This window comes from Chimaeribacter arupi (assembly GCF_002858805.1).
Taxonomy (GTDB): Bacteria; Pseudomonadota; Gammaproteobacteria; order Enterobacterales; family Enterobacteriaceae; genus Chimaeribacter; species Chimaeribacter arupi.
This window is the reverse complement of record NZ_PJZI01000011.1, coordinates 26,342-52,796: the sequence shown is the minus strand read 5'-3', so window position 1 is coordinate 52,796 and position 26,455 is coordinate 26,342. Positions and strand designations below refer to the sequence as shown.

Annotated in this window: 24 protein-coding genes; 13 read left to right on the top strand and 11 right to left on the bottom strand. The window is 60.0% G+C overall.

Features of this window, described 5'->3' with window-relative positions; genetic code table 11:
* Window positions 1-10: 10 nt before the first annotated feature.
* Window positions 11-1,486 carry a glucose-6-phosphate dehydrogenase gene (zwf, locus tag CYR52_RS08655; protein WP_072931054.1) on the bottom strand — a complete coding sequence of 492 codons (1,476 nt, stop codon included), beginning with the start codon at window positions 1,484-1,486 and terminating at the stop codon, window positions 11-13.
* A gap of 355 nt (window positions 1,487-1,841) precedes the next feature.
* Here zwf and CYR52_RS08650 point away from each other — a divergent pair, with 355 nt between their 5' ends.
* The 6 genes from CYR52_RS08650 to CYR52_RS08625 all read left to right on the top strand — a co-directional run bounded on the left by CYR52_RS08650 (window position 1,842) and on the right by CYR52_RS08625 (window position 11,490).
* A complete protein-coding gene (locus tag CYR52_RS08650; protein WP_072931055.1) occupies window positions 1,842-2,717 on the top strand; it encodes a MurR/RpiR family transcriptional regulator in 876 nt (291 codons plus the stop codon).
* A gap of 158 nt (window positions 2,718-2,875) precedes the next feature.
* The gene (gene pyk / locus CYR52_RS08645; protein ID WP_072931056.1) at window positions 2,876-4,318 is read left to right on the top strand and encodes a pyruvate kinase; all 1,443 of its coding nucleotides are present in this window, start codon (window positions 2,876-2,878) and stop codon (window positions 4,316-4,318) included.
* 600 nt (window positions 4,319-4,918) lie between these two features.
* Entirely contained in the window at window positions 4,919-6,466 is a 1,548-nt protein-coding gene (locus CYR52_RS08640; protein WP_101828430.1) for a pyridoxal phosphate-dependent decarboxylase family protein, read from the top strand.
* Window positions 6,467-6,471: 5 nt separating this feature from the next.
* On the top strand, window positions 6,472-7,770 hold the full coding sequence (locus tag CYR52_RS08635; RefSeq protein WP_101828429.1) for a lysine N(6)-hydroxylase/L-ornithine N(5)-oxygenase family protein: 1,299 nt from the start codon (window positions 6,472-6,474) through the stop codon (window positions 7,768-7,770).
* Window positions 7,770-10,193: a GNAT family N-acetyltransferase gene (locus tag CYR52_RS08630; RefSeq protein ID WP_101828428.1), complete on the top strand. Its 2,424-nt coding sequence runs from the start codon at window positions 7,770-7,772 to the stop codon at window positions 10,191-10,193. Before CYR52_RS08635 ends, CYR52_RS08630 begins: the two co-directional genes overlap by 1 nt.
* Window positions 10,194-10,272: 79 nt before the next feature.
* Window positions 10,273-11,490 carry an MFS transporter gene (locus CYR52_RS08625; protein ID WP_101828427.1) on the top strand — a complete coding sequence of 406 codons (1,218 nt, stop codon included), beginning with the start codon at window positions 10,273-10,275 and terminating at the stop codon, window positions 11,488-11,490.
* Window positions 11,491-11,565: 75 nt separating this feature from the next.
* On the opposite strand, the gene lpxM is transcribed toward CYR52_RS08625, so the two are convergent.
* The 3 genes from lpxM to znuA all read right to left on the bottom strand — a co-directional run bounded on the left by lpxM (window position 11,566) and on the right by znuA (window position 15,020).
* Window positions 11,566-12,546, bottom strand: a complete 981-nt coding sequence (gene lpxM, locus CYR52_RS08620) for a lauroyl-Kdo(2)-lipid IV(A) myristoyltransferase (protein WP_072931061.1) — start codon at window positions 12,544-12,546, stop codon at window positions 11,566-11,568.
* Window positions 12,547-12,715: 169 nt separating this feature from the next.
* On the bottom strand, window positions 12,716-14,032 hold the full coding sequence (mepM, locus tag CYR52_RS08615) for a murein DD-endopeptidase MepM (protein WP_072931063.1): 1,317 nt from the start codon (window positions 14,030-14,032) through the stop codon (window positions 12,716-12,718).
* Between the two features lie 19 nt (window positions 14,033-14,051).
* Window positions 14,052-15,020, bottom strand: a complete 969-nt coding sequence (znuA, locus tag CYR52_RS08610; protein WP_072931065.1) for a zinc ABC transporter substrate-binding protein ZnuA — start codon at window positions 15,018-15,020, stop codon at window positions 14,052-14,054.
* Window positions 15,021-15,096: 76 nt separating this feature from the next.
* Between znuA and znuC the strand changes: the two genes are divergently transcribed.
* Together znuC and znuB are read left to right on the top strand one after the other, a co-directional pair.
* On the top strand, window positions 15,097-15,870 hold the full coding sequence (gene znuC / locus CYR52_RS08605; RefSeq protein ID WP_101828426.1) for a zinc ABC transporter ATP-binding protein ZnuC: 774 nt from the start codon (window positions 15,097-15,099) through the stop codon (window positions 15,868-15,870).
* The gene (gene znuB / locus CYR52_RS08600) at window positions 15,867-16,652 is read left to right on the top strand and encodes a zinc ABC transporter permease subunit ZnuB (RefSeq protein ID WP_072931069.1); all 786 of its coding nucleotides are present in this window, start codon (window positions 15,867-15,869) and stop codon (window positions 16,650-16,652) included. Before znuC ends, znuB begins: the two co-directional genes overlap by 4 nt.
* Window positions 16,653-16,734: 82 nt before the next feature.
* On the opposite strand, the gene ruvB is transcribed toward znuB, so the two are convergent.
* From ruvB to CYR52_RS08565, 7 genes are all read right to left on the bottom strand, one after another.
* On the bottom strand, window positions 16,735-17,739 hold the full coding sequence (ruvB, locus tag CYR52_RS08595; protein WP_072931071.1) for a Holliday junction branch migration DNA helicase RuvB: 1,005 nt from the start codon (window positions 17,737-17,739) through the stop codon (window positions 16,735-16,737).
* 8 nt (window positions 17,740-17,747) lie between these two features.
* Window positions 17,748-18,362, bottom strand: a complete 615-nt coding sequence (ruvA, locus tag CYR52_RS08590; RefSeq protein ID WP_072931072.1) for a Holliday junction branch migration protein RuvA — start codon at window positions 18,360-18,362, stop codon at window positions 17,748-17,750.
* 122 nt (window positions 18,363-18,484) lie between these two features.
* A complete protein-coding gene (gene ruvC, locus CYR52_RS08585) occupies window positions 18,485-19,006 on the bottom strand; it encodes a crossover junction endodeoxyribonuclease RuvC (protein ID WP_072931073.1) in 522 nt (173 codons plus the stop codon).
* A 99-nt stretch (window positions 19,007-19,105) separates the two neighbouring features.
* Window positions 19,106-19,849, bottom strand: coding sequence for a YebC/PmpR family DNA-binding transcriptional regulator (locus CYR52_RS08580; protein ID WP_072931204.1), 744 nt, complete (start codon window positions 19,847-19,849; stop codon window positions 19,106-19,108).
* 21 nt (window positions 19,850-19,870) lie between these two features.
* Window positions 19,871-20,314, bottom strand: coding sequence for a dihydroneopterin triphosphate diphosphatase (gene nudB, locus CYR52_RS08575; RefSeq protein WP_072931074.1), 444 nt, complete (start codon window positions 20,312-20,314; stop codon window positions 19,871-19,873).
* Window positions 20,314-22,098 (bottom strand): aspartate--tRNA ligase, encoded by a 1,785-nt coding sequence (aspS, locus tag CYR52_RS08570; protein WP_101828425.1) that lies wholly within the window; start codon window positions 22,096-22,098, stop codon window positions 20,314-20,316. Before aspS ends, nudB begins: the two co-directional genes overlap by 1 nt.
* 74 nt (window positions 22,099-22,172) lie before the next feature.
* Window positions 22,173-22,391 carry an FmdB family zinc ribbon protein gene (locus CYR52_RS08565; RefSeq protein ID WP_072931076.1) on the bottom strand — a complete coding sequence of 73 codons (219 nt, stop codon included), beginning with the start codon at window positions 22,389-22,391 and terminating at the stop codon, window positions 22,173-22,175.
* Window positions 22,392-22,661: 270 nt separating this feature from the next.
* Here CYR52_RS08565 and CYR52_RS08560 point away from each other — a divergent pair, with 270 nt between their 5' ends.
* The 5 genes from CYR52_RS08560 (at window position 22,662) to cmoB (ending at window position 26,443) form a co-directional block, all read left to right on the top strand.
* A complete protein-coding gene (locus tag CYR52_RS08560; protein ID WP_072931077.1) occupies window positions 22,662-23,234 on the top strand; it encodes a hydrolase in 573 nt (190 codons plus the stop codon).
* Window positions 23,235-23,293: 59 nt separating this feature from the next.
* Window positions 23,294-24,109, top strand: a complete 816-nt coding sequence (locus tag CYR52_RS08555; RefSeq protein WP_072931078.1) for a DUF72 domain-containing protein — start codon at window positions 23,294-23,296, stop codon at window positions 24,107-24,109.
* 123 nt (window positions 24,110-24,232) lie between these two features.
* Entirely contained in the window at window positions 24,233-24,628 is a 396-nt protein-coding gene (locus tag CYR52_RS08550) for an MAPEG family protein (protein WP_072931079.1), read from the top strand.
* A gap of 103 nt (window positions 24,629-24,731) precedes the next feature.
* Window positions 24,732-25,475: a carboxy-S-adenosyl-L-methionine synthase CmoA gene (gene cmoA, locus CYR52_RS08545; RefSeq protein WP_072931080.1), complete on the top strand. Its 744-nt coding sequence runs from the start codon at window positions 24,732-24,734 to the stop codon at window positions 25,473-25,475.
* A complete protein-coding gene (cmoB, locus tag CYR52_RS08540) occupies window positions 25,472-26,443 on the top strand; it encodes a tRNA 5-methoxyuridine(34)/uridine 5-oxyacetic acid(34) synthase CmoB (RefSeq protein WP_072931081.1) in 972 nt (323 codons plus the stop codon). Before cmoA ends, cmoB begins: the two co-directional genes overlap by 4 nt.
* Window positions 26,444-26,455 lie beyond the last annotated feature (12 nt).

Genomic DNA, 26,455 nt, shown 5'->3' with positions numbered 1-26,455 from the left:
CTGCCCCCTGTTATTCAAACTCGTTCCAGGAACGGCCGTCACGGGTGATCATCGCCACAGAGGCGACCGGCCCCCAGGTGCCGGACTGGTAAGGTTTCGGCGCTTCATTGTCCGCAGACCAGGCCTGCATGATGGAGTCGACCCATTTCCACGCCTCTTCCACTTCATCACGGCGCACGAACAGCGCCTGGATGCCGCGCATCGCTTCCAGCAACAGCCGCTCGTAAGCATCGGCGATATGCTGCTGGTGGAACGTCTCGGAGAAGCTCAGGTCGAGTTTGGTGGTCTGCAGGCGGTGCTTATGCTCCAGCCCCGGCACCTTGTTCAGCACCTGGATATCGATGCCCTCATCCGGTTGCAGGCGGATGGTGAGCTTGTTCTGCGGCAGTTGCTGGTAAGAATCACGGAACAGGTTGAGCGCCGGGTTCTTGAAGTAAACCACCACTTCGGAACATTTGGTCGGCAGGCGTTTGCCGGTACGCAGGTAGAACGGCACCCCGGCCCACTGCCAGTTGTCGATGTCCACGCGGATCGAGACAAAGGTCTCGGTGTTGCTGGTTTTGTTGGCACCCTCTTCTTCCAGGTAGCCCGGCACTTTTTTGCCCTGCACAAACCCGGCGGTGTACTGGCCGCGCACCGTGGTTTCACGCACGTTGCTCTGGTCAATGCGGCGCAGCGAGCGCAGCACTTTCACTTTCTCGTCACGGATGCGGTCGGTGGTCAGGTCAGCCGGCGGCGACATGGCGATCATGGTAAGGATTTGCAGCAGGTGGTTCTGGATCATATCCCGCATCTGGCCGGCTTTGTCGAAGTAACCCCAGCGGCCTTCGATGCCCACCTCTTCCGCCACGGTGATCTGCACGTGGTCGATGGTGCGGTTGTCCCAGTTGGTGGCAAACAGGGAGTTGGCGAAACGCAGCGCCAGCAGGTTCAGTACCGTCTCTTTGCCGAGATAGTGGTCGATGCGGTAAACCTGGGACTCATTGAAGAACTCCGCCACCTGATCGTTGATCACACGGGAGGATTCCAGGTCGGTGCCGAGCGGTTTTTCCATCACGACGCGTGCCGGATCTTTGTTCAGGCCCGCTTCGCCCAGGCCACGGCAGATCGCACCGAAGGTGTTCGGCGGCATGGCGAAATAGTTGATGGTGACGCGGTTTTCCTGATCGAGCATTTTGCCGAGGTTGGCAAAGTGTTCGCTGTCGTTGACATCCAGGTTACAGAAATCGAGGCGTGCACTCAGGGTTTCCCACAGCGTGTCATCCAGCTTCTCTTTCATGAACGTGGTCAGCGCTTCTTTCACCACCTTGATGTAAGCCGCTTTGTCCCAGTCTGCACGCCCGACACCGATGATTTTGGTGTCCGGGTGGATGTGGCCGGCCTTTTCGAGCTGATAGAGCGAGGGCAGCAATTTGCGGCGGGCCAAATCGCCTTTCGCGCCGAAAATAACCAGGTCACATGCCTGGGCTGTAGAGGTTACCGCCATGTTCTTCTCCTCATTGCAGGATATTTGTAATTTTCTTACATGAATAATGTACTCTGTTTAGCCGCAACCCGTAAACCCGGATCTAAGGCCTTAATAAACGTCCAGAAATTACACCCGGCAACCCTGTGGAAACAGACTGACCATATTCCACGTACCTATGATGTAATTTTCTGACGTTTTTGACACCCGTTTACCATTATGAAAGTTAGACACAGTTCAAATTCTGGTGAAAAAAGAGGAAATTATCTCTTTTGGCCGGTGCCAAGCCCTTTCGGGTCGTTGTATATTTTCATTAAACCGGTATTGATTTCTCCTTTGATTGAAATCGACAAAACCCATGAGTGACCGTTAACGAATGAACACGCTGGACATTATCCAGACGCATCTGGAGATCCTGAGCAAGTCGGAGCGCAAAGTGGCCGAAGTGATCCTGGCCTCGCCCCAGACCGCCATCCACTCCAGCATTGCCACCCTGGCCCGCCTGGCGGACGTCAGTGAACCCACCGTCAACCGCTTTTGCCGCCGGCTCAATACCAAAGGCTTCCCCGATTTCAAACTCCATCTGGCACAAAGTCTGGCTAACGGTACGCCATACGTAAACCGCAATGTGGATGAAGCGGACAGCGTCGCCGCCTATACCGATAAAATTTTTGAATCGGTAATGGCCAATCTTGACCATGTCAAAACCACGCTGGATATCGCCGCCATTAACCGCGCGGTGGATCTGCTGACCCAGGCAAAGAAAATCTCCTTCTTCGGCCTGGGCGCATCCGCCGCGGTGGCCCACGATGCGATGAATAAATTTTTTCGTTTTAACATCCCGGTGGTCTACTTCGATGACATCGTCATGCAGCGCATGAGTTGCATGAACTCCAGCGAGGGGGATGTGGTGGTGCTCATTTCGCACACCGGCCGGACCAAAAACCTGGTCGAGCTGGCGCAGATTGCGCGCGAAAACGATGCGACGGTGATCGCCCTCACCTCCCGTGACACGCCGCTGGCGCAGGAGGCGACGCTGCCGCTGCTGCTGGATGTGCCGGAAGATACCGATGTCTACATGCCGATGATCTCCCGGATTGCCCAACTGACGTTGATTGATGTGCTGGCAACCGGTTTTACCCTGCGCCGCGGCACCAAATTCCGTGATAACCTGAAGCGTGTAAAAGAGGCGTTGAAAGAGTCACGGTTCGACAAAGGAACGGCACCCCCACGAGAGCCCGGCAACAGCTGACCCGGCCTGCCGCTGACAGCGCGCAAGGCGTGTCGTGCCCGGCGGGCGTCATGTTTCACCCGGATGAAACACTTTTGTCGTAAAATTACAATTACTGCATTGTTTGGTTATCCTGCTTCAGGGAACAACCCATGCCTTACCAGTCAACGGAGTTATACATGTCCAGACGGCTCAGAAGAACCAAGATTGTAACCACGCTGGGGCCGGCTACCGACCGCGACAATAATCTGGAAAAAATTATTGCTGCGGGTGCCAACGTAGTCCGCCTGAATTTCTCCCACGGTACTGCCGAAGACCAGATGCAGCGCGCCAACAAGGTGCGTGAAATCTCAGCCCGGCTGGGCCGCCACGTTGCCATCCTCGGTGACCTGCAGGGGCCGAAAATCCGGGTATCCACCTTCCGGGAAGGCAAGGTGTTTCTCAATATCGGTGATCGTTTCCTGCTGGATGCCAACCTGGCCAAAGGCGAAGGGGACAAAGAGCGCGTCGGCATTGACTACAAAGGGCTGCCGGGCGATGTGGTGCCGGGCGACATCCTGTTGCTGGACGACGGCCGGGTACAGCTGAAAGTGCTGGAAGTCCAGGGCATGAAAGTCTTCACCGAAGTCACGGTGGGCGGCCCGCTCTCCAACAACAAAGGCATCAACAAGCTGGGCGGCGGCCTGTCGGCGGAAGCGCTGACGGAAAAAGACAAGGCAGATATTGTTACCGCGGCCAAAATCGGCGTTGATTACCTCGCCATCTCCTTCCCGCGCACCGGGGAAGACCTGCACTACGCCCGCCGCCTGGCGCGTGACGCCGGCTGCCACGCCAAAATCGTCTCCAAGGTCGAGCGGGCGGAAGCCGTCGCCAGCGACGCGGCCATGGATGACATCATCCTCGCGTCAGATGTGGTGATGGTGGCGCGCGGCGACCTGGGGGTGGAAATCGGTGACCCGGAGCTGGTCGGCATCCAGAAGAAGCTAATCCGCCGCGCCCGCACCCTCAACCGCGCGGTCATTACCGCCACGCAGATGATGGAGTCGATGATAACCAACCCGATGCCGACCCGTGCGGAAGTCATGGACGTGGCCAACGCCGTGCTGGACGGTACCGATGCGGTGATGCTGTCAGCAGAAACCGCTGCCGGCCAGTACCCGGCTGAAACCGTGGCCGCGATGGCGCGCGTCTGCCTGGGGGCAGAGAAGATCCCCAGCATCAATGTCTCCAAACACCGGCTGGATGTGCAGTTCGAGAACATTGAGGAAGCGATCGCCATGTCCTCAATGTATGCCGCCAACCACCTGAAAGGGGTGACTGCGCTGATTGCCATGACGGAATCCGGCCGCACGGCGCTGATGATGTCCCGCATCAGCTCCGGCCTGCCGATTTTTGCCATGTCCCGCCATGAGCATACGCTGAACCTGACGGCACTCTACCGCGGTGTGACGCCGGTATACTTTGACAGCAACAATGACGGCGTTGCCGCCGCGCACGATGCCGTGACCCTGCTGCGTGACAAGGGCTACCTGCTCTCCGGCGATCTGGTCATTGTGACCCAAGGGGATGTGATGAGCACCACCGGCACCACCAACACCAGCCGCGTGCTGCGTGTTGAGTAGCGTTCGCCCCTGCTGAACCGGGCCGGCCCTGTGCCGGCTTTTTTATTTCCCTTTCCGGCCACCCGTTATTTCCCCGCCCGTTTGCTTTCCCCTGATATCTCCCCACCCAGGCTACGCCCATTATTTCCTGGTAAACCGGAATACCAAGATAATAGCCTTATCGTTGTTATGACTTATCGACTTTATTTCCCTTTTAATACGCTTTATTTAAAATTTTAGGACAGGTAAATAAACAGAACTTTCTTATTTTAATTCATTTACGCGGTAATTCTCCCACATGGAAAGTGTGACACCCATCACATTTTTCACCCTGTCTCTCCTTAATTTCTGCATTTTCACAACTGATAACTTGAATGATAATGATTTGCATTTATAATGCTTCGCAACCGTTAAATGTTTGTTACCTCTCGATCTGTGAGGCTTTACCTACTGATTAACAAAGAAATATTTTTTAACACCTGCTGAGCGCCCCGCCGCCCCTGATCCCGTATCGGGAGGCCGGCACACGCCGGCACTGCATCATTACCTCCTTTTTCTCTCTTTTTTAGGGCGATTCCTGCACGCGCCGGAAATAACCTTAAAATAAAACAGGGCTCTATTATGTTTGATATTGATCATGCCATTGCCAGCTATGAAAGCCGCAAAAACAACAGAGCAGCGGCCTCGTTTATTTTTAATCAGCACAGTACGCAGGAATGGCAACAGCAAATTACTCAGGCCGCTGAATTGGTCAGTGAACATATTAACGGCGCTGAGAAACCCTTCAGCGGAATATTGCCTTCTGAACTGGTAGAGGAATTTACCCAGGTTGACCTGCACCAGCCGCTGGAAAGCACCGAAGCCGCGCTGGCCGAACTGAATACCCTCTACCTGCGTGATGCCGTTTACTTCCATCACCCGAAATACCTGGCGCACCTCAACTGCCCGCTGGTGCTGCCGGCGTTGCTGGGGGAAGCGATCCTCTCCAGCATCAACTCCTCGGTGGATACCTGGGATCAGAGCGCCGGCGGCACGCTGATTGAACAGAAAGTGATTGACTGGACGCTGGACCAGATCGGCCTCGGCCCACAGGCAGACGGCATTTTCACCAGCGGCGGCACCCAATCCAACCTGATGGCGATGCTGCTGGCGCGTGACAGCCATTGCAAACGCACTCACCCCGGCCACAGCATCAAATATCAGGGCCTGCCGCCGGATGCCGGCCGCTGGCGCATCTTCAGTTCCGGCGTCAGCCACTTCAGCATCCAGAAATCCGCCGCGTTGCTGGGGCTGGGCTACAACGCTGTGGTGCCGGTCGCCAGTGATGACCGTTTCCGCATGGACCCGCGCGCGCTGGACACCGCCATCGAACAGTGTCTGGCCGAGGGCAATATTCCGCTGGCCGTGGTCGCCACTGCCGGTACCACGGACTTCGGCAGCATCGACCCGCTGAACCCGATTGCAGAGATCTGCCGCCGCCACCAGGTCTGGATGCATGTGGATGCGGCCTACGGCTGCGGGCTGCTGGTTTCCCAGCGTTTTGCCGACCGCATTGACGGCATCTGCCATGCGGACTCCGTCACCGTGGACTACCACAAATCCTTCTTCCAGCCGGTCAGTTGCGGCGCGTTCTTTGTGCGGGACCACCAGCACCTGGAGCATGTGACCTGCCACGCCGACTACCTCAACCCGCTGAGCGCCAAACTGGAAGGCACGCCGAACCTGGTGAACAAAAGCATCCAGACCACCAAACGCTTCGACGCGCTGAAAATGTGGCTGACACTGCGCATCATGGGCGAGCAGAAGCTGGGCGAGGCGTTCGACACCCTGCTGGATCGCACCGCGGAGGCGCACCTGACGCTGGCGGCCCACCCGCACATTGATGTGCTGCACCAGCCGCAGCTCAGCACCCAGGTGTTCCGCTTCGTACCGCGCCAGTCACTGGCCCCGGAAGTGATTGATGAGATCAACGCCAATATCCGCAAGGCGATTTTCCGTTCCGGTAACGCCGTGGTGGCCGGCACCAAAGTGGACAACCGCCAGTACCTGAAATTTACCCTGCTCAACCCGGCCACCACCCTGGCTGACGTTGAAGAAGTGATCGACCTGATCGTGCATTACGGCAAGGAACTGACTGCCCAGCACCTCTCCCTGATGGCTACCGAGTAAACATTATGTCCAGCAAAATTTATGACTTTATCGCCATTGGCATCGGCCCGTTCAACCTGGGGCTGGCCTGCCTGACGGCACCGGTTGAGCAGCTCGACGGGCTGTTTGTTGACCAGAACCCCGGCTTTGACTGGCATACCGGCATGATGCTGGAGAGCGCCATGCTCCAGACGCCCTTTATGGCCGACCTGGTCACGCTGGCCGACCCGACCAGCCCTTACAGCTTCCTGAACTACCTGAAGCAGAAGGGCAAGCTCTACTCGTTCTACATCCGTGAAAACTTCTTCATGATGCGCAAGGAGTTTAACCAGTATTGCCAGTGGGCCAGCGAGCAGCTGACCAACCTGCGCTTTAACACCCGCGTGGAGCATGTCAGCCATGATGCGGCGCTCAACTGCTACCGGGTGCGCACCTGCGACACCCGCAGCGGCGAACGTACCGAGCTGCTGACCCACCGGCTGGTGCTGGGCACCGGCCCTGCCCCGTGGCTGCCGCCCTGCGCCGCCGCGCTGGGTGACAAGGTGCACCACTCCAGCGCCTACCTGCCGAACAAAGAAGCGATGCAGCAAAACCGTTCAATCACGGTGCTCGGCAGCGGCCAGAGCGCAGCGGAAATCTTCTATGACCTGCTGGGCGACATCGATAAACACAATTACCAGCTGAACTGGATCACCCGTGCGCCGCGCTTCTACCCGCTGGAGTACAGCAAGCTGACGCTGGAGATGACCTCGCCGGAATACATTGATTACTTCCACGCCCTGCCGATGGCGAAACGTGATCAGCTCAACCGCGAGCAGAAAGGGTTGTACAAAGGCATCAACAGCAGCCTGATCAACGACATTTACGATTTGATGTACACCAAACGGCTGGACGGCCCGCTGAACGTCAACCTCTATACCCACTCTGAGCTGACCGGCCTGCAGTGGCGCAGCAGCGGCGAGCTGGAGCTGGCGCTGATGCAGCAGGAGCAACAGGTGGCCTATACCCACCGCACGGATTCCCTGATCCTTGCCACCGGCTACGCCTACCGCCAGCCGGACTTTCTGGAGGGCATCAGCGACCGCATCAACCGCGATGAAAAAGGCCGCTTTGCCGTTAACCGCAACTACAGCATTGACGACCATAACGAGATCTTCGTGCAGAACGCCGAGCTGCATACCCACGGCTTTGTCACGCCTGACCTCGGCATGGCCTGCTACCGCAACAGTACGCTGATCCGCGAAATGGTCGGCCGCGAAATTTACCCGGTGGAGAAGGCCATCGCCTTCCAGACCTTCTGCACCCACAAAATCGGAGGCCAGTGATGGAGAACCACGCGCCTGATACGCTGTTTTGCGCCACACGCCCGGCCGGGGAGTTCCGCCTGCGCCCGCTGCGCCTGCCGGAAGATGCCGCGCTGCTGCACCGCTGGATGACCCAGCCCTATGCCCAGTTCTGGGGAATGCTCGACAGCACCCCGGACGAGGTGCACCGTTTTTACCATGACCTGACGCAGGACAACCCGCAGGCCGCGCTGATCGGTGAGCTGGCGGGGCAGCCGGTATTCCTGATGGAATTTTACCGCGCACAGGATGATGAGATTGGCCGCCACTACCCGGCGCAGCCGGACGACTACGGCATGCACCTGTTGCTTGCCCCGGCAGACCAGCCGCTGCCGGGCTTCAGCTGGCAGGTGTTTACCACCGTGATGGACTACATGTTCAGCCTGCCGCAGGTGGCGCGGGTGGTGGTTGAGCCGGATGTCCGCAATGAGAAAATCCACCGCTTGAACAAACGGGCCGGTTTTGCCTACCAGCACACCGTGACCCTGCCGAACAAAACCGCCTGGCTGGCTTTTTGCCGTCGCGAAGATTACCCAGGCTATGTGGCCCCCGCCTCTACTTTTCCCGTATCACAGGAGCAGACTGCCATGACTACCCCCGCCGCCGACCCGCGTGCAGCGGCCTTACAGGCCGGTAAACACCTTGAGCCTCAGCGCTGGGCGCACGCCAATGCCCTGCTGCTGCGTAAAGCGATCTCAGAGTTCGCCCATGAGCGGCTGATTACCCCGGAACTGCTGGGGTCAGATCAGAATTGGAACCATTACCGCCTGCCGGTGCCGCATTCAGAGGTGGAGTACCGCTTCAGTGCCAGCCTGTTGCCGCTCAATGACTGGCTGATTGACCTGCCCTCCCTCACCCGGCTGGAAAACCTGGCCCCGGTGCCGCTGGACGCGCTGCAATTTATCATCGAATTCAGCGAGCAGCTCGGCATCACCCAGGAACTGCTGCCGACTTACATGGAAGAGATCACCAGCACCCTGGCCGGCAGCGCCTTTAAAATGGCGCGTAACGCCCCGGATGCCGCGGCCCTGACCCAGGCGGATTTCCAGACGGTGGAAAGCACCATGAGCGAAGGCCATCCCTGCTTTATCGCCAACAATGGCCGCATCGGCTTTGATGCCGGTGACTACCTGCACTATGCGCCGGAAGCCGCCTCGCCGGTGGCGCTGATCTGGGTCGCCGTGCATGACAGCAAAGCGACGTTTGCCAGCATCAACGGCCTCTCCTATCAACAGCTGATGCGTGAGGAGCTGGGTGAGGCGCAGGTTGCGGCGTTCACGGCCCAGTTGCAGCAGCAAGGCGTTGACCCGGCGCGCTACTTCTTTATGCCGGTTCACCCCTGGCAGTGGCAGAATAAATTGCTGACGGTGTTCGCGCCGGACATCGCCGCCCAGTCGCTGATTTACCTCGGCACCGGTGAGGATCACTACCTGGCGCAGCAATCCATCCGTACGTTCTTCAATGCCAGCCAGCCGCAGAAGCGCTACGTGAAAACCGCGCTGTCTATTCTGAACATGGGCTTTATGCGCGGCCTGTCGCCCTATTACATGGCGACCACGCCCGGCATCAATGAGTGGCTGGCCGAGCTGGTGGAGAAGGATGCCTGCCTGCAATCCTGTGGTTTCGGCATCCTGCGGGAAGTGGCCTCCATCGGCTATCGCAACAGCTATTTTGAGTCGGCAATTAAAGCTGACAGCCCCTACAAGAAAATGTTTGCCGCCCTGTGGCGGGACAACCCGGTCACGCACCTGCCGGAAAACCACCGCCTGATGACGATGGCCTCCCTGCTGCATGTGGACGATGCCGGGCATGGCGTGCTGCCGGCGATGATTGCCGCATCAGGCCTCAGCGCCACGGACTGGCTGTCGCGCTACCTGCGCTGCTACCTGACGCCGCTGGTGCACTGCTTCTATACCCACGATCTGGTGTTTATGCCGCACGGTGAAAACCTGATCCTGCAATTCGAGCACAACATTCCGGTACGCGCCTGGATGAAGGACATCGCCGAGGAGATCGCGGTGATGAACCCGGATGCCGACCTGCCGGAAAAAGCGAAACGGGTGGCGGTGGCGGTGCCGGAGCCACTGAAACTGCTGTCGATCTTTACCGATGTGTTTGACTGCTTCTTCCGCTTTATGGCGCGCATCCTGCACCAGGAAGGCACCCTGCCGGAAGAGGCATTCTGGCAGACCGTGGCGCAGACCATTACGGATTACCAGCAGCAGCACCCGGAACTGGCGGCCAAATTTGCCCGTTACGATCTGTTCGCACAGGAGTTTGCCCACTCCTGCCTGAACCGCCTGCAATTGGCTAATAACAAGCAGATGATCAACCTGGCCGACCCGGCACAGAACCTGAAATTTGCCGGCACCCTGAAAAACCCGATCGCGGCGTACCGCCCCTGATCGCAGCCTTCAGTGCCCTTTTTATCCTGCGCGGCCCCGGCCGCGCTTTTTCCGTTTTTAACGTTGACTGGATGCCATCATGAGCCCCTCTTTTTCCCCGGCGGTGACCCTGACCCGCCGGCATCTGCTGTTTCCCCTTTCCCTGGTGCTGTTCGAGTTCGCCACTTATATCGCCCACGACATGATCCAGCCCGGCATGTTGCAGGTCGTCAGCGATTTCAGCGCCGACAGCAGCTGGGTTTCCACTTCGCTCACGGCTTACCTGCTGGGCGGCATGACGCTGCAATGGCTGCTCGGCCCGCTCTCTGACCGGCTGGGGCGACGCCCGGTGCTGCTGGCGGGCGTCGCGCTGTTTGTGGCCACCTGCCTGCTGACACTGTGGGTCACCAGTATTGAGCAGTTTATCCTGATGCGCTTTTTGCAGGGCATCAGCCTCTGCTTTATCGGTGCCGTGGGGTATGCGGCGATTCAGGAAGCCTTCGCCGAAACCCTGAGCATTAAAATGATGGCGCTGATGGCTAACGTGGCGCTGATTGCCCCGCTGCTGGGGCCGGTGGCGGGCGCGGCGTTTATCCATGTCGCCCCGTGGAAAGCGATGTTTGCCCTGTTTGCGCTGATTGCGGCGTTCTCACTGTGGGGGTTATGGCGCGCGATGCCGGAAACGGCCGGCAACGCCGGGGAACGCTTCTCCGTTGCCCGGCTGCTGGCGGATTACCGGCAGGTGTTCAGCAACCGCCGCCTGCTTTGCGGCGCGCTGGCGATCGGTTTTTCTGCCCTGCCGTTGCTGGCCTGGGTGGCGCAGTCACCGGTGATCCTGATACAGGATGGCGGCCTGACGCCGCTGGAATATGGGCTGGTGCAGGTGCCGATTTTTGTCTCACTGATTATCGGCAACCTGCTGCTCAGCCGCCTCAGTGGCCGGGTGACGATTGAGAAACCGCTGTGGCTGGGTGCCTGGCCGATTATGCTGGGCCTGGCGATCGCGGCTGTGGCCGCGTTGAGCGACCCGCACCAATGGGTAGTCAGCGTCATCGGCCTGAGCCTCTACGCCTTCGGCACCGGGCTGATTAATGCCGGGCTTTACCGCCTGACGCTGTTTGCCAGCCCGGTCGGCAAAGGCACGGTGGCCGCGGCGGTGGGGTTGATTACGCTGGCGCTGTACGCCGGGGGCATTGAAGTGGCGAAACAGCTCTATACCACCTGGGGCAATGGCGCGTTCTCACTGTGGAACCTGCTGGCGGGCGGCCTGTGGCTGCTGCTGTTGCGCTATTTTCTGCGGACGCGGCCTGCCGACTGATCCCAGAACCGGGGCCATAAAAAAACCGGCGCAGGGTCTGCGCCGGTTTTTTTCACTCACGCGGAACGGTGTCGCTCAGCGTTTCTTTTTCGGGTAGAGCTCATCGCGGCTGTACGGCTCTTTCTCGCCGGGGCGGCGGGTCTTCAGCAGCTTCAGGATCCAGGTATATTGCTCCGGATTCGGCCGTACCACGTTTTCCACTTCCTCATTCATCCGGCGGGCGATGTAAGGATCATCCGCGTCGGCCAGATCGTCCATCGGCGGGCGGATGTGGATGTCGAGGCGGCTTTCTGCCGCGTTATACACCGGGAACAGCGGCACAATTGACGCACGGCAGACTTTCATCAACCGCCCGACCGCCGGCAGTGTCGCTTTATAGGTGGCGAAGAAATCCACGAATTCGCTGTGCTCCGCGCCGTGATCCTGGTCCGGCAGGTAATAGCCCCAGAAGCCTTTGCGCACTGAGCTGATAAACGGCTTGATGCCGTCATTACGGGCGTGGAGTTTGCCGCCGAAACGCAGGCGCACGCTGTTCCACAAATAGTCCACCAGCGGGTTGCTCTGGTTGTGGAACATCCCGGCCACCGGTTTGCCCTCGGCTGCCAGCAACATCGCCGGGATATCAATCGCCCAGCCGTGGGGCACCAGCAGGATAATGTTTTTCCCTTCGGCGTGCAGGCTGTCCAGCACGTCACGGCCATGCCAGTGGATGCGATCCTGTACTTTTGCCGGGGTGCGGCAGGCGACTTCCGCCATCAGCACCATGGATTGCGGCGCGGTGGCAAACATCTCATCAATAATCCGTTCGCGTTCCGCTTCCGGCACCTCGGGCATGCAATAGAGCAGGTTAATCTGCGCCCGGCGGCGGGCGCTGCGGGCGTATTTACCGGCCAGTTTGCCGAGCTTGCCCAGCAACGGGTCACGGAGGCGGGGCGGCACATAGCCCAGCGCCGCCAACAGCCCGGTTCCCAGCCAGACGCCCCAGTAACGTGGATGGTAAAACGCTTTCTGGAACTGCGGAATGAACTCCGCGTTCGGTTTATTCTCTTTTTGCATGCGAAAACTCAATGTCTTTTCAATCGGCTAATGATAATTGCGGTGAGAATTTTTGCAATCTACCTTCGCTACATCAAAAAGTTTCCGCGCAGCCGACACGCCCTGTCGGCAGGCGAAATGAAATTGTGAAAGCCGCAGGTGAAATGGCCTGCGGCAAATGAAACCGGGGTTAATCCAGCTGCAACTGCGGGATAACCTCTTTCGCGGTGGCCAGATAATCGCTGCGATCCTTGCCGCTCAGCCCTTCAGAGCGCGGCAGCTTGGCGTACAGCGGGTTGACCGCCTGCTGGTTAATCCAGATTTCATAGTGCAGATGGGGGCCGGTAGAGCGGCCGGTGTTGCCGGAAAGGGCAATGCGGTCACCACGTTTCACTTTCTGCCCCGGTTTCACCAGGATTTTGCGCAGGTGCATGTAACGGGTCATGTACTGGCGGCCGTGGCGGATCGCCACATAGTTGCCTGCCCCGCCGCTGCGCTTGGCCACCACCACTTCGCCGTCACCGACAGCCAGCACCGGGGTGCCGACCGGCATCGCGAAGTCCACGCCTTTATGCGGCGCAATACGGCCGGTCACCGGGTTGGTGCGGCGCGGGTTGAAATTGGAGGAGACACGGAACTGTTTCACCGTAGGGAAACGCATGAAGCCGCGGGCCAGGCCGGAGCCCTGGCGATCGTAGAATTTGCCGTCTTCCGCGCGGATCGCGTAGTAATCTTTGCCGCCGCTGCGCATCCGCACGCCCAGCAACTGGCTCTGTTCGCTTTTGCCTTCGAACGTCTCACGGGACATCAGCACCGCGAACTCATCACCTTTACGTAACTTCTTGAAATCCAACTGCCATTGCAGGGCTTTGGTCACCGCGCTGATGTCGCTGCTGCTCAGCCCGGCGGCGCGGGCGCTGCCGACAAAGCTGCCGTCCAGCCGGCCACGGATGACGCTGTTCTGCCATTCGCCCTGCTGGGTCTGTACCGACGATTTAAAGCCGGTGGGGGTACGGTCATAGGTGCGGGTTTCGCGGCGGGACATCTCCCAGGTCAGGCGTTGCAGGTCGCCGTCATTGGTGAGGGTCCAGGAGAGTTGCTGGCCGACTTTCAGGTTACGCAGCTCGCTGTTCTGCTGCGCCAGCACCGAGATGTCAGACATTTCGATGCCGTACTGGGTAAGAATGCTGCTGAGGGTGTCGCCGGTCGAGACGACGTACTCATGTACGCCCTGCTCGCCCTCGACTTTTTCATCAATTTCATCCTGGGGGATGTCATCTTCCGGGGCCGGTTGGTCAATCGGCTCGCTGGCCTCCGGCAGCAATGACCGGAGCTGCTCGGCATCCAGCTCCACATTGCGCACAATCGGGTTCTGTTCCGGGTGGTAAACAAAAGGCCGCCAGACAGCGACGGCCAGAGTTACCACGGTAAGCGACCCCAGCATTACCCGGTGCGGTCGCGGTAAGTTGTTGTATGCCAAGGCAATAGCGCGGGCTAGTTGCTGCACGTGATGTTATCCTCTGATGTTACTTCAGGCAGCTCACGTACTGGTTGGCTATCTGTGACAGGAACGTCATGTAGCTCGTTTTCCCCAGTGGCAGCCCGGTGCCAAGCGGATCAAGGGTGCCCATCCGGACACCGGTCCCTTGCGCAACGGCCGCAATGACGGCTGGCCTGAATTGTGGTTCAGCGAAAACGCAGACCGCTTTACGCTCAACCAACTGTGTTCGAATGTGATGTAAACGCTGTGCGCCGGGCTGTATTTCCGGGTTGACCGTGAAGTGCCCCAACGGGCTCAGGCCAAACTGTTTTTCGAAGTACGTGTACGCATCATGAAAAACGAAATACCCCTTGTTTTGCGCGGGCGCAAGCATAGTAGCAATATTTTGCTGGCTTTGCGCGAGGTTAAGCTCGAAGTCGCGCAGATTCGCGTCTAGTTTGTCCTTATTTTGCGGCTTGAGTTCCAATAATTTGTCATGAATCGCAATGGCCGCCTGTTTTGCAATCGCCGGCGAGAGCCAGAGATGCATATTGTATTCACCATGATGGTGATCTTCGTCATGGTCATGCGCATGATTTTCTGCCGCTTCTCCCGCGTGATCGGCCGCTTCTTCGCCATGCTCATCATGATCATGCTCACCGCGTAATAACAGCGGCTTTACGGTGGGCAAGGCTGCCAGAGAGAGCTGCCGCTCCGCCGGTTGCTGCGCCAGGGATTTGGTCATAAACGCTTCCATCTCCGGGCCGACCCACACCACCAGATCGGCCTGCTTGATGCGCAGCACATCGGTCGGCCGCAGCGCGTAGTCGTGCTCAGACGCACCGTCCGGCAGCAGCACTTCCGTCGGCGTGACGCCGTCAGCAATGGCGGCGGCAATAAACCCAAGCGGGCGGACGGAAGTCACCACGGCGGCCTCCGCGCTGTGTACAGAAGCAGCCGCCATCAAAGACGCACCGAAAAAGGCACACGGCAACCAGCGTTTTTTTTGTATCATAATGAGTTATCTCGTCGTTTTATTTTGTGAAACGTAATATTATAACATTCGAATTTTACTGCAAGACGTAATCACTATGTCCACATTGGTCACCCTGGAGAACGTGTCGGTGAGCTTCGGCAACCGGCGGGTGCTCTCCGATATTTCACTTGCCCTGAAACCGGGGCGGATCCTGACCCTGCTCGGCCCGAACGGCGCGGGGAAATCCACGCTGGTCCGCGTGGTGCTGGGCCTGATTTCCCCTGACAGCGGTTCGCTGGTGCGGGAAGCGGGCCTGCGCATTGGTTATGTGCCGCAAAAACTGCACCTGGATGCCACGTTGCCGCTGACCGTCAGCCGCTTTATGCGCCTGAAACCGGGCGTTAAAAAAGCGGACATCTTGCCGGCGTTGCAGCGGGTCAAAGCCGCCCACCTGCAACATCAGCCGATGCAGAAACTCTCCGGCGGGGAAACCCAGCGGGTGCTGCTGGCGCGCGCACTGCTGAACCGGCCGCAACTGCTGGTGCTGGATGAACCGACCCAGGGGGTCGACGTCAACGGCCAGCTGGCGCTGTATGACCTGATTGACCAGTTGCGCAAGGAGCTGGGCTGTGCGGTGCTGATGGTCTCCCATGACCTGCACCTGGTGATGGCGAAAACCGATGATGTGCTCTGCCTGAACCAGCACATCTGCTGTTCCGGCACGCCGGAAGTGGTATCAATGCACCCGGAATTTATTGCCATGTTCGGCAGCCACGGGGCACAACAACTGGCGATCTACCGCCACCACCATAACCACCGCCATGACCTGAAAGGCCGCATTGTGCTGAAAAGCCAGGCGGCACCGCGCACAGGGGAACGTGAAGCATGATTGAACTGCTGTTACCCGGCTGGCTGGCCGGGGTGTTGCTGGCCGCCGCCGCCGGGCCGCTGGGGTCGTTTGTGGTGTGGCGCCGTATGTCCTATTTCGGTGACACGCTGGCCCACGCCTCGCTGCTCGGCGTGGCGTTTGGCCTGCTGCTGAACGTTAACCCGTTTTATGCGGTGATCGCCGTGACGCTGGTGCTGGCACTGGCACTGGTCTGGCTGGAGCGCAAACCGCACCTGGCGGTGGATACCCTGCTCGGTATCCTGGCCCACAGTGCGCTGTCGCTCGGGCTGGTGGTGGTGAGCCTGATGTCCAATGTCCGGGTTGACCTGATGGCGTACCTGTTCGGCGATCTGCTCTCGGTGACGCTGAGCGATATCTGGATGATTGGTGCCGGGGTTGTCGTGGTGCTGGTGGTGCTGTGCTGGCAGTGGCGCGCCCTGCTCTCCATGACCATCAGCCCTGAGCTGGCGCATGTGGACGGCGTTAACCTGCAACGGGTGCGCATTGTGCTGATGCTGGTCACGGCGCTGACCATTGGGCTGGCGATGAAATTTGTCGGCGCGCTGATTATTACCTCACTGCTGATTATCCCGGCGGCCACGGCCCGCCGCTTTGCCCGCACGCCGGAGCAGATGGCTGCCGTGGCGGTGGGTGTCGGGGTGGTGGCCGTGACCGGCGGCCTGACCTTCTCCGCGCTGTACGATACGCCTGCCGGGCCGTCCGTGGTGCTGTGTGCCGCCCTGCTGTTTGTGCTGAGCCTGAATAAAAAGCAGCCTGCCTGACCGGCAGCATTTCATCTGCAACTGATGTGAAAAAGGAGCCGTGAGGCTCCTTTTTCATTTTTATTATTTCACCTGCGGCAGGTCAGTCCGGCCGGTCAATGCCGAAATGACGGTAGGCATGGAGCGTGGCGATGCGGCCGCGCGGGGTACGCTGGATAAAACCCTGTTGGATCAGGAAGGGTTCCAGCACATCCTCAATGGTTTCACGCTCTTCGCCGATGGCCGCGGCCAGGTTGTCCAGCCCGACCGGGCCACCGGTGAATTTATCAATGATCGCCAGCAGCAGCTTGCGGTCCATAAAGTCAAAGCCTTCGGCATCCACATCCAGCATATCCAGCGCCTTGTTGGCGACGTTGCCGTCAATGTTGCCGTCTGAGCGCACTTCGGCAAAGTCCCGCACCCGGCGCAGCAGCCGGTTGGCGATACGCGGTGTGCCGCGGGCGCGGCGGGCAATCTGGTGCGCGCCTTCGTCTGACAGCGACAGCCCCAGGCAACCGGCGCTGCGGCTGACGATGTGTTGCAGATCCGCCACCTGATAGAACTCCAGCCGCTGCACAATGCCGAAACGGTCACGCAATGGCGACGTCAGTGACCCGGCGCGGGTGGTCGCACCGACCAGCGTAAAGGGCGGCAGATCCAGCTTGATGGAGCGCGCAGCCGGCCCCTCACCAATCATGATGTCGAGCTGGTAGTCCTCCATCGCCGGGTAGAGTACCTCTTCCACCGCTGGGGAGAGCCGGTGAATTTCATCAATAAACAGCACATCGTGCGGCTCAAGGTTGGTGAGCATCGCCGCCAGATCGCCGGCTTTTTCCAGCACCGGACCGGAGGTGGTACGCAGGTTGACGCCCATCTCGTTGGCCACAATGTTGGCCAGCGTGGTTTTGCCCAGCCCCGGCGGGCCGAAAATCAACAGGTGGTCCAGGGCGTCGCCGCGCTGGCGGGCCGCCTGGATGAAGATTTCCATCTGCTCACGCACATGCGGCTGGCCGACATATTCGTTGAGCAGTTTGGGGCGGATGGCCCGGTCAATAATCTCTTCTTCATTGATCACGGTGGAGGAGATCAGGCGATCGGCTTCAATCATGGTTTACCTCACAGCGCGGCGCGCAGGGCGTCACGGATCAATGTTTCGCAATCAGCACCCGGTTTGGCGGCTTTGCTGACCAGGCGGCTGGCTTCCTGCGGCTTGTAACCGAGTGCCACCAGCGCGGAGACCGCTTCGGATTCTGCATCGGCTTCCTGGCGCGCCTCTTCTGCCTGCGGCAGTGTGATGTCGCTGACGCTGTTGAACAGGTCGCCGTTCAGGCCCTTGAAGCGGTCTTTCATCTCCACCACCAGCCGCTCCGCCGTTTTCTTGCCGACGCCCGGCAGTTTCACCAGCGCGGTGATCTCCTCTTTTTCGACGGCCCGCACAAATTGCTGCGCCGACATGCCGGAGAGGATCGCCAGTGCCAGTTTCGGCCCGACCCCGTTGACTTTTACCAGCTCGCGGAACAGCGCGCGCTCCTGCTTGTCATTGAAACCGTACAGCAACTGGGCATCTTCGCGCACGATAAACTGGGTGAAAATGATGGCTTCCTGCCCCAGTTCCGGCAGCTCATAGAAACAGGTCATCGGCATATGCACTTCATAGCCCACGCCCTGCGTTTCCAGCAGCACCAGCGGTGGCTGCTTCTCCAGAATAATTCCCCTGAGACGACCGATCACACTCTTCCCCTTCGCAAAAAATGCCTGCCGGCCATCCCGTTTGCCGGGTATGGCAGACGGCCGGAATAACTAACTGCGCTGTTTATAACATAAAAAAGGCTGGATGAATATCCAGCCTGAAGTCAGCGCAACCTGCCGCGTGCTAACTGAAGCCTGTCGCTGCTCATCTTAAGCGCATTCTGGCTCAGATGGCAGTGGGTAATCGCGATGGCCAGCGCATCCGCCGCATCGGCCTGGGGATTGGCGGGCAGCTTGAGCAGCGAGCGCACCATATGCTGCACCTGGCTCTTTTCCGCCGCCCCGGTGCCGACCACGGTCTGTTTCACCTGACGCGCGGCATACTCGAATACCGGCAGGTCGTGGTTGACCGCCGCGACAATCGCCACGCCGCGTGCCTGGCCAAGCTTCAGCGCCGAGTCAGCATTTTTGGCCATAAATACCTGTTCAATCGCGAAAAAATCGGGCTGGAACTGGGTGATGATTTCACAGACCCCGGCGTAAATCAGTTTCAGGCGGCCGGGCAGATCGTCCACTTTGGTGCGGATACAGCCGCTGCCGAGGTAGCTGAGCTGGCGGCCCTGCTGGCGGATGACGCCGTAGCCGGTAATGCGTGAACCGGGATCGATACCCAGAATAATTGCCATAAGAGGGAAGTCGCCCTGTCGGGGTGCGGCTGCACCCGGTCTAAAAAAAGATGCCGGACAAGCGTCCGGCATCGGGTCGTGCAGCGGGCGGACGGTCGCTTAGAGCGTCGCGGCCACTTCGTCGGAAATTTCACCGTTATGGTAAACTTCCTGCACGTCATCACAATCTTCCAGCATGTCGATCAGGCGCAGCAGTTTCGGCGCGGTGTCGGCATCCATGTCCGCCTTGGTGGACGGGATCATGGAGACTTCTGCCGTCTCTGCCTTGAACCCGGCCGCTTCCAGTGCGTCGCGCACCTCGCCCAGGCTCTCCCAGGCGGTGAACACATCAATCGCGCCGTCATCGTAACCGACGATGTCTTCTGCGCCCGCTTCCAGCGCCGCTTCCATCACGGTGTCTTCATCCAGGCCCGGTGCAAAGGAGATCACGCCTTTACGGGTAAAGAGGTAAGCCACGGAGCCGTCAGTCCCAAGGTTGCCGCCGGTTTTGGTGAAGGCGTGGCGCACTTCAGACACGGTACGGTTACGGTTGTCACTCAGGCACTCAACCATCACGGCGGTGCCGCCTGGGCCGTAACCCTCATAAATGATGGTTTCCATGTTGCTGTCATCTTCGCCGCCCACGCCGCGTGCAATCGCACGGTTCAGCGTATCACGGGTCATGTTGTTGGACAGCGCCTTGTCGATGGCGGCACGCAGACGTGGGTTCGCGCCCGGGTCGCCCCCGCCCAGCTTGGCCGCTGTCACCAGCTCACGGATGATCTTGGTGAAGATTTTACCGCGTTTGGCATCCTGTGCCGCTTTGCGGTGTTTTGTGTTGGCCCATTTACTGTGACCTGCCATAAGCATCTCCAAATAGTCTGTTCAGACTGAATAATTAACAAACTCTTCTATTGCCTGCCGGTTGCTCCATGACTTGGTCAGGGCAGCCGCCTCGGGGGCGGCCAGCCACCGGTAGGCATGGTGTTCCGTGATCACCACCTCACGCTGCGTGGGCAGCGCCAGGCAGAACCAGTGCTCCTGATTACGGAACACCCCAGGGGCATAGCGGTGGCGCAGGTGCGGGAAGATCTCGAACTCAATGCAGCGCCGGCAATCCAGCAGCGGCAGGTTCTCCCCGGCAATATCAATGCCGGTCTCTTCCAGCACCTCACGCTGCGCGGTATGCAGCGGCGGTTCACCCTCTTCCAGGCTGCCGGTGACCGACTGCCAGAAATCCGGGTCATCCCGCCGCTGAAGCATCAGCACCCGGCCGGTGGACTGGGCATAGATCACCACCAGCACCGATTCGGGTCGCTTATAACCCATTACGCGTTCTCTGCGTTGTCACTGCCTTTTTTCACCACGCTGATTGCCAGCTCCTGCAGCGAAGCCGGGTTGGCGTAGCTCGGGGCTTCCGTCATCAGACAGGCGGCCGCGGTGGTTTTCGGGAAGGCAATCACGTCGCGGATGTTGTCCGTGCCGGTCAGCAGCATCACCAGGCGGTCAAGGCCGAAGGCCAGGCCGGCGTGCGGCGGCGTACCGTACTTCAGCGCATCCAGCAGGAAGCCGAACTTCTCGCGTTGTTCATGCTCATTAATGCCGAGGATGCTGAACACCGTTTGCTGCATTTCGCTGCGGTGGATACGCACGGAACCGCCGCCCACTTCATAGCCGTTCAGCACCATGTCATAGGCGTTGGCGATAGCGGAAGTCGGGTCGGCCTTCAGCGCGTCCGGGGTCATGTCACGCGGGGCGGTGAACGGGTGGTGCATTGCGGCCAGGCCGCCTTCACCATCCTCTTCGAACATCGGGAAGTCCACCACCCACAGCGGCGCCCAGGTGCCTTCGCGGGTCAGCTTCAGGTCACGGCCCAGTTTCAGGCGCAGCGCGCCCAGGGCATCGGTCACCACTTTGGCGCTGTCTGCGCCGAAGAACAGCATGTCGCCGTCGGTGGCACCGGTGCGCGCCAGCAGGGCCGCCAGCACCTCTTCACTGAGGAACTTGGCCACCGGGCTTTGCACGCCTTCCAGCCCTTTCGCCGCGTCATTGACTTTAATATACGCCAGCCCTTTCGCACCGTAGATCTCAATGAATTTGCCGTATTCGTCAATCTGTTTACGGCTCAGCTGGGCGCCGCCCGGCACACGCAGGGCCGCCACACGGCCTTTGGCATCATTGGCCGGGCCGGAGAAGACTTTGAACTCGACATCTTTCAGCAGATCCGCGACGTCCACCAGCTCCAGCGGGTTACGCAGGTCCGGCTTGTCGGAGCCGAAACGGCGCATCGCCTCGGCGAAGGTCATGATCGGGAACGCGCCCAGATCAACCCCTTTCACTTCCTGCCAGAGGTTGCGGACCATTTTCTCCATCAGCTCGCGCACCTGTTCTGCGCTCAGGAAAGAGGTTTCCACGTCGATCTGGGTGAATTCCGGCTGGCGGTCAGCGCGCAGGTCTTCGTCACGGAAGCATTTCACGATCTGGTAGTAACGGTCGAAGCCGGACATCATCAGCAGCTGCTTGAACAGCTGCGGGGATTGCGGCAGCGCGTAGAATTTACCTTTGTGCACCCGGCTCGGCACCAGGTAGTCACGGGCGCCTTCCGGCGTCGCTTTGGTCAGCATCGGGGTTTCGATGTCGAGGAAGCCGTGATCGTCCATAAAGCGGCGCACAAAGCTGGTGATTTTGGCGCGTGCTTTCAGGCGGTCGGCCATTTCCGGGCGGCGCAGGTCAAGGTAGCGGTACTTGAGGCGCTGCTCCTCGCTGTTCACCTGGTTGGAGTCCAGCGGCAGCGGCTCAGCGCGGTTGATGATGTTGAGGCTGTGGGCAAACACTTCCACCCCGCCGGTCGCCATCTCTTTGTTGACCTGGCTCTCCGGGCGCGCACGCACGGTACCGGTAATCTGGATGCAGAACTCATTACGCAGTTCTGAGGCCTGGGCGAAAGCGGCCTGGTGATCCGGGTCGAAGAACACCTGGACAATCCCTTCACGGTCGCGCATATCAATAAAGATCAAGCCACCCAAATCGCGACGGCGGTTTACCCAACCACACAAGGTCACTTCCTGGCCCACATGGGACAGGTTCAGCTGTCCACAATATTCAGTACGCATAACGATATCCTTTAACTCAGCTGGGGGAACGGCGGAACCGTGCCCCGCCGGTGCTGCTGTTTTTTAGTGTGCTGTTACTTCTCTGCGGCACCCTTGCCGGTGTTGCTGCCGCCCGGCTTGAAGTCGGTGGCGTACCAGCCGGTGCCTTTCAGCTGAAACCCGGCCGCAGAGATGAGTTTGGTCAATGTCGGTTTGCCGCAGGCCGGGCACTCGGTCAGAGGTGCCGCAGACACCTTCTGTAACTTTTCTAACCGGTGATCACAGGCCTGGCATGCATATTCGTAAATCGGCATCGCGTTATAGTGTCATAGCTGGTGAAAAAAGGCGGACATTATAAAGGAATTTCAGGCATCCGATAAGAGCGAACCCAGGGTCAGGCCGCGACAAAATTGCGCGCAGGCGGTTGTCGGCACACATCATTTAACAAATTTGTTAACCCCGCGCTTACCCATTCCTCCGGGCAGTAGCATAAACTCGTGGCGGCCGGTTGTATAGCAACCCCCGGCCCCGCGCCGGCCCTGACGCCGGACGTTTTTCCGCCCCCTTTTTCAGGAGTCCCCACGATGCTCACATTATCCCCTTCAACCACCGCGCTGGTGCTCATCGATCTGCAAAAAGGCATCCTGCCGTTCGCCGGTGGGCCGCACAGCGCCCAACAGGTGGTGGACAACGCCGCCCGGCTGGCTGCGCGCTTCCGAAAGCACGGGTCGCCGGTCATCCTGGTGCGGGTCGGCTGGTCAGCGGATTTCGCTGAGGCGCTGAAACAGCCGGTAGACCAGCCCGCCCCGGCCGGTGAATTGCCGGCAGACTGGTGGGACTTTGCGCCGGAACTCAACGTGGCAGAGCACGACATCCTGGTTATCAAGCGCCAGTGGGGGGCCTTCTACGGCACCGACCTCGACCTGCAACTGCGCCGCCGCGGCATCGACACTATTGTGCTGGCGGGCATCTCCACCAATATCGGCGTGGAGTCCACCGCCCGCAGCGCCTGGGAATATGGCTATAATCAGGTGATTGTGGAAGATGCGTGCAGCGCGCATAACGCGGCGCAGCACAACGGCAGCGTCACCGCGATCTTCCCGCGTATCGGCCGGGTGCGGTCCACGGATGAGGTGCTGGCCGCCCTGCCCGCGTAACGCCCCGCCTGACCCCAGCGCCGCCGCGGGCGGCGCTTCAGCTCAAGGACCCCGCTTGCATGTATATCGGATTGCCGCAGTGGCAGCATACCGCCTGGCACCGCATCGGCCTGCATACCCTGGCCGACTACAGCCGCTACTTCACCTGTGTGGAGGGCAATACCACGTTTTATGCCCTGCCGAACGCGGAAACCGTGTTGCGCTGGCGTGACATGACCGGCGACGGCTTCCGCTTCTGCTTTAAATTCCCGGCCACCATCAGCCATCAGGCGGCGCTGCGCGACTGTGACGCGCTGGTGAGTGAGTTTTTCCACACCCTCTCTCCCTTAGAGGCGCGCCTCGGCCAGCTCTGGCTGCAACTGCCCGCCGCTTTCGGCCCGCAGGGGCTGCCGGCGCTGTGGCGTTTTCTGGATGCGCTGCCTGCCGGGTTCAGTTATGGCGTGGAAGTGCGCCACCCGGCGTTCTTTGCCAAAGGCGCGGAGGAGCGGCTGCTGAATCAGGGGCTGGCGCAGCGCGGCATCAACCGCGTGATGCTGGACAGCCGCCCGGTGCACCATGCTGACCCGGCCAATGCGGCCGTGCGTGATGCCCAGCGTAAAAAACCGCAACTGCCGGTCCATGCGCTCTGTACCGCTGACCGGCCCATCGTGCGTTTTATCGGCGGCGACAAACTGGAGGATAACCTCACCTGGTTTACCCCCTGGTTCACTAAGCTGGCTGACTGGCAGCAGAGCCACCCGCCGTACCTGTTCATCCATACGCCGGATTGCAGCGATGCCCCGCAACAGGCGCAGAAGATCTGGCAGCGGCTGCAACCGCAGATCCAGGGCCTCGGCCCGGCACCGGACTGGCCGGAGCAGGCCGCGCTGTTCTGAGCCTGCTAAGGAAGTGTCAACCCCGGCGGACAGCCTCTCCTTTGCTTTCAGCGTTTTCCGCAAGACAGGCCCGGCGTGCGCGCGTATTATCCGTGCGCAAAACAATAAGTCGGTGGAGTGAACATGGTTAGCGCGCTGTATGTGGTGCTGGGCGCATTGTTGCTGATTAAGTTGTCCGTGGATGTGGTGAGGCTGCGGATGCAGTACCGGGTCGCCTATGGCGACGGCGGGTTTTACGAGTTACAGACCGCCATCCGGGTACACGGGAACGCGGTGGAGTACATCCCGATCGCCGCGCTGCTGCTGGTGATGATGGAGATGAACGGGGCGGATATCTGGATGGTGCACCTGTGCGGCATCATGCTGCTGTGCGGCCGGCTGTTCCATTATGTCGGCCTGAAACAGCGGGAGTTCCGCTGGCGGCGCAACGGCATGGCGGCGACCTACGCCTCGCTGCTGCTGATGGTGGCCGCCAATATCTATTACCTGCCCTGGAGCCAGATCCTGACCCTGCGCTGAGCCTGCGCAGAGGCGCAAAACGCGGTTTATGCCGCCGGCAGCATGATTTCCGGCGGTTATCTGTTAGAATACGCCCCCTCATTTTTCGATCAGACACAGCGCTATGCCAAACCGCGATACTCTTTTTTCTGCGCCGATTGCCAAGCTGGGCGACTGGACCTTCGACGAGCGCGTCGCCGAAGTGTTCCCGGACATGATCCAGCGCTCGGTACCGGGCTACTCCAACATCATCTCAATGATCGGGATGCTGGCCGGCCGTTTTGTCCGGCCGGGCAGCCAGGTGTATGACCTCGGCTGTTCGCTGGGGGCCGCCACCCTCTCCATGCGCCGCCATATTGAGGTGCCGGGCTGCCGCATTATCGCCGTGGACAACTCGCCGGCGATGGTAGAGCGCTGCCGCCGCCACATTGACGCCTTCCGCGCAGAGACGCCGGTAGAGGTGATTGAGGCCGATATCCGCGACATCCCGATTGAGAACGCCTCGCTGGTGGTGCTGAACTTCACCCTGCAATTCCTCAAGCCGGATGACCGCCAGCAACTGCTGGACACCATCTGCCGCGGGTTGCGGCCGGGCGGCGCGCTGGTGCTGTCGGAGAAGTTCAGCTTTGAGGATGGCGACATCGGTGAGCTGCTGTTCAACATGCACCACGATTTCAAGCGCGCCAACGGTTACAGCGAGCTCGAGATCAGCCAGAAACGCAGTATGCTCGAGGATGTGATGCTCACGGACTCCGTGGAGACCCACAAAGCGCGGCTGCATCAGGCCGGTTTTGCCCATGTGGAAACCTGGTTCCAGTGCTTCAACTTCGGCTCGTTACTGGCACTGAAAGCGGGGGACGCGGCATGATCGAATTCGGCGATTTCTACCGCCTGATTGCCAGCGGCCCGCTCAGCCACTGGCTCAATACCCTGCCCGCCCAGCTCACCGCCTGGCAACAGGAATCCCTGCACGGCAAGTTCCGCCAGTGGTTCAACGCGGTGGATCGCCTGCCGCTGCTGACGCCGGAACGCCTGGATCTGCTGCACAGCGTGCGCGCAGAGATGGACGCGCCGCTCGCTGACGGGCAGAAAGCCGGGATGGAAAACCTGCTGCGCAACCTGATGCCGTGGCGCAAGGGGCCGTTTTCCCTGTACGGCATCGACATCGATACCGAATGGCGTTCTGACTGGAAATGGGAACGCGTGCTGCCGCACATCTCCCCGCTGGCCGGGCGCACCATTCTGGATGTCGGCTGCGGCAGCGGCTACCACATGTGGCGGATGGTCGGGGCCGGGGCGCAGCTGGTGGTGGGGATTGACCCGATGCAGCTGTTCCTGTGCCAGTTTGAGGCAGTGCGTAAACTGCTGGGCGGCGACCAGCGCGCCCACCTACTGCCGCTCGGCATTGAGCAGTTGCCGGAGCTGGCGGCGTTCGACACCGTGTTCTCCATGGGCGTGCTCTACCACCGCCGCTCGCCGCTTGACCACCTTTACCAGCTGAAAAACCAGCTGGTGAGCGGCGGCGAACTGGTGCTGGAGACGCTGGTGATTGAGGGTGACAGCCAGCAGGTGCTGGTGCCGGGTGATCGCTACGCGCAGATGCGCAACGTCTACTTTATCCCGTCGGCCGCGGCGCTGGAGGGGTGGCTGGCGAAATGCGGCTTTGTGGACATCCGGCTGGCCGATCTCTCGGTCACCAGCCTTGATGAGCAGCGCCGCACCGGCTGGATGACCAGCGAATCGCTGGCCGACTTCCTGGACCCGGATGACCGCAGCAAAACGCTGGAAGGCTACCCGGCACCGCGCCGTGCGGTGCTGGTGGCGCGCAAACCCTGACGCCGCCCCTGA